Genomic DNA, 3,405 nt, shown 5'->3' with positions numbered 1-3,405 from the left:
CTGCTTGCCCTGCCCGGCATCAGCGCCGCCGCCGGCAAGACGGTCTATGGTTTGAACGAGTACGCGCAACTGTCAGGTATCGACCTGGAAGTTGCCGCCAAACTCGATACCGGTGCCAAGACGGCTTCTTTGAGTGCCCGCGACATCAAGCGCTTCAAGCGCAACGGCGAATCCTGGGTGCGTTTCTACCTGGCCATCGACGCCGCCCATTCCCACCCCATCGAACGGCCACTGGCCCGGGTCAGCAAGATCAAGCGCCGCGCCGGCGACTATGACCCCGATGAGGACAAGAACTACACCGCGCGTCCGGTGATCGCCCTGGATGTCTGCATGGGCAGTGCCTTGCGCAGCATCGAAGTGAACTTGACCGACCGCAGCGCCTTCCAATACCCGCTCCTGATTGGCTCCGAAGCCTTGAAACGCTTCGATGCGCTGGTCGACCCCAGTCTTAAATACGCTGCTGGCAAACCCGCCTGCGCCACCGACGCTCATACCGCAGAGTAATTCCAATGCGCTCTCTTACCCTTCATCTGAAAGTCCTGATCGCCATCCTGGTGGTGCTGGGCATTTCGATCACGGCCTATCAGATCTTCGTGCTCGGCATTCCGGTGACCGAAGACGCCACCGACGATCTGTGGAACATCGATGCCAAGGTCGAGTTCGTCGCCAACGGCAAGGACCCGATCAAGATCCAGATGTTCGTGCCGCCCCTGAGCCGCGACTACGTCAGCCTCAACGAGAGCTTCATTTCCAACAACTACGGGGTGGCGGTCAACCGCGTCGACGGCAACCGCAAGGTCACCTGGTCGGCACGCCGGGCCAAGGGCAACCAGACCCTGTACTACCGCCTGGTGCTGACCAAGCGCTACAGCGCCGAGAAATCCAAGGTCAAGGGCCCGACCTTCCGCGACAGCATGGCCGTGGAAGGACCGGAAAAAATCGCCGCGGAAGCCCTGCTGGCGCCGATCCGCCAGCACTCGGCGGACGTCGAGACCTTCATCAGCGAGGCCATCAAGCGCGTCAACAACGCCAATGACGACAACGCCAAGCTGCTGCTGGCCGGCGACTCCTCCAGCGCCAACAAGGCCAAGATCGTCGAACTGCTGTTGTCCATCGCCCACGTGCCGATGGAGAAGGTCCACACCATCCGCCTGGTGGCCGATCAGCCGCAGGCCCCGGAACTCTGGCTGCGCAGCTTCAACGGCACCGACTGGCTGTACTTCAACCCGGAAACCGGTGAACAGGGCATGCCCAGCGACCGCCTGCTGTGGTGGACCGGTGACGACAACCTGATCACCGTCGATGGCGGCAAGAAAGCCAACGTCACCTTCAGCCTCAACAACAGCGAAATGAACGCCATTCGCCTGGCCAAGCTGACCGACGAGAACACCGACGCCAACTTCCTCGAATACTCGCTGTACGGCCTGCCGCTGCAGACCCAGCAGACCTTCATGATCATGGTGATGATCCCCATCGGTGTGCTGGTGATCCTGGTCTTGCGCAACCTGATCGGCCTGCAGACCCTGGGCACCTTCACCCCGGTGCTGATCGCCCTGGCGTTCCGCGAGACCCAACTGGGCTTCGGCATCGTGCTGTTCACGGTGATTACCGCGCTGGGTCTGTCCTTACGCTCCTACCTGGAACACCTCAAGCTGCAGATGCTGCCGCGGCTTTCGGTGGTGCTGACCTTCGTCGTGGTGCTGATCGCCGCCATCAGCCTGTTCAGCCACAAACTGGGCCTGGAACGCGGCCTGTCGGTGGCGCTGTTCCCGATGGTGATCCTGACCATGACCATCGAACGCCTGTCCATTACCTGGGAAGAGCGCGGCGGCGGCCATGCGATGAAAGTCGCCATCGGCACCCTGTTCGCCGCCTCCCTGGCGCACCTGATCATGAGCGTGCCGGAGCTTACGTACTTCGTCTTCACCTTCCCGGCGATGCTGCTGATCCTGGTGGGCTTCATGCTGGCGATGGGTCGCTACCGCGGCTACCGCCTGACGGAGCTGGTACGTTTCAAAGCCTTCGTCAAGGCCGACTCCTGATGTTCGGCCTGTGGAAGACCTGGAAAGCCCTGGAAGCGCGGGGAATCATGGGCATCAACCGGCGTAACGCCGACTACGTGCTCAAGTACAACAAGCGCAGCCTGTACCCCATCGTCGATGACAAGATCATCACCAAGGAACGGGCGATCAAGGCCGGCATCCATGTGCCGGAACTGTACGGGGTGATCTCCACCGAGAAGGAAATCGACAAGCTCGACGCGATCATCGGCGAACGCAACGACTTCGTGATCAAGCCGGCGCAAGGCGCCGGCGGCGACGGCATCATTGTGATCGCCGACCGCTTCGAGGGCCGTTATCGCACGGTGTCGGGCAAGATCATCAGCCACGAGGAAATCGAGCACCATATTTCCAGCATCCTCACCGGCCTGTATTCCCTGGGCGGCCACCGCGACCGGGCGCTGATCGAATACCGGGTGACCCCGGACCAGATCTTCAAGAGCATCAGCTACGAAGGCGTGCCGGACATCCGCATCATCGTGCTCATGGGCTACCCGGTGATGGCCATGCTGCGCTTGCCGACCCGCCAGTCCGGAGGCAAGGCCAACCTGCACCAGGGCGCCATCGGCGTCGGCGTCGACCTGGCCACCGGCCTGACTCTGCGCGGCACCTGGCTGAACAACATCATCACCAAGCACCCGGACACCACCAACGCCGTGGACGGTGTGCAACTGCCCTACTGGGACGGCTTCATGAAGCTGGCAGCCGGCTGCTACGAGCTTTGCGGCCTGGGCTACATCGGCGTGGACATGGTGCTGGACCAGGACAAGGGCCCGCTGATTCTCGAACTCAACGCCCGGCCCGGGCTGAATATCCAGATCGCCAACGACTGCGGCCTGACCCAGCGCACCCACGCCATTGAAGCCCACCTTGAGCAACTCAAGGCCCGGGGCATCAAGGAAACCGTCGAAGAACGGGTGCGCTTCGCCCAGGACCTGTTCGGCCACATTCCTGCCGTCGAAGGCTGATAGCCCCGGGCTGTAGCCGCTGCCCCAGGCAACGGCTACAGGTCGGGAAATGCGCCGTTCAAGGGGCAATCGCCGACATCCCCTCTAGGAGCAACTCCTGCAGAGGCATACAATCGCCAGCCGCGCTCCGATGGCTGATCTGCCCCGCATGTTGACCTGCTCCGTACACCCGCTTCCCTATCGCGCCAACCCCGCCGAGTATTTCGCGGCAATCGAACACGCCCCCGGCGCCGTGCTACTGGACAGCGGCCGGCCCAGCGCCGAGCGCGGCCGTTATGACCTGCTCAGCGCCTGGCCCCTGGCAGAGCTGACCCTGGCCGCTGATGAGCCTGGCGGCGACTTCCTGCAACGCCTGCGGGACAACCTCCAGCACCTGG

3 protein-coding genes and 1 pseudogene are annotated in these 3,405 nt (G+C 62.7%); all 4 read left to right on the top strand.

Going from position 1 to position 3,405, the window contains the following annotated elements; translation table 11 throughout:
* The gene (gene rloA, locus BLX41_RS16680) at positions 1–504 is read left to right on the top strand and encodes a retropepsin-like aspartic peptidase RloA (protein ID WP_185073609.1); all 504 of its coding nucleotides are present in this window, start codon (positions 1–3) and stop codon (positions 502–504) included.
* 5 nt (positions 505–509) lie between these two features.
* Positions 510–2,042 carry an osmotic stress tolerance membrane protein RloB gene (rloB, locus tag BLX41_RS16675; RefSeq protein WP_123725783.1) on the top strand — a complete coding sequence of 511 codons (1,533 nt, stop codon included), beginning with the start codon at positions 510–512 and terminating at the stop codon, positions 2,040–2,042.
* Positions 2,042–3,028 carry an alpha-L-glutamate ligase-like protein gene (locus BLX41_RS16670; RefSeq protein ID WP_123725782.1) on the top strand — a complete coding sequence of 329 codons (987 nt, stop codon included), beginning with the start codon at positions 2,042–2,044 and terminating at the stop codon, positions 3,026–3,028. The genes rloB and BLX41_RS16670 overlap by 1 nt, the downstream gene beginning before the upstream one ends.
* A gap of 148 nt (positions 3,029–3,176) precedes the next feature.
* A pseudogene (gene pabB, locus BLX41_RS35535) lies at positions 3,177–3,405 on the top strand (aminodeoxychorismate synthase component I); the annotation flags it as partial.

The sequence above is a fragment of the Pseudomonas protegens genome, from assembly GCF_003732485.1.
Taxonomy (GTDB): domain Bacteria; phylum Pseudomonadota; class Gammaproteobacteria; order Pseudomonadales; family Pseudomonadaceae; genus Aquipseudomonas; species Aquipseudomonas protegens_B.
This window is presented reverse-complemented; position numbering and strand designations above follow the sequence as displayed.

Excerpts from the sequence above, each read along its gene's own strand:
- rloB (WP_123725783.1), top strand. The coding sequence starts at position 510 with ATGCGCTCTCTTACCCTTCATCTGAAAGTCCTGATCGCCATCCTGGTG.
- BLX41_RS16670 (WP_123725782.1), top strand. The coding sequence starts at position 2,042 with ATGTTCGGCCTGTGGAAGACCTGGAAAGCCCTGGAAGCGCGGGGAATC.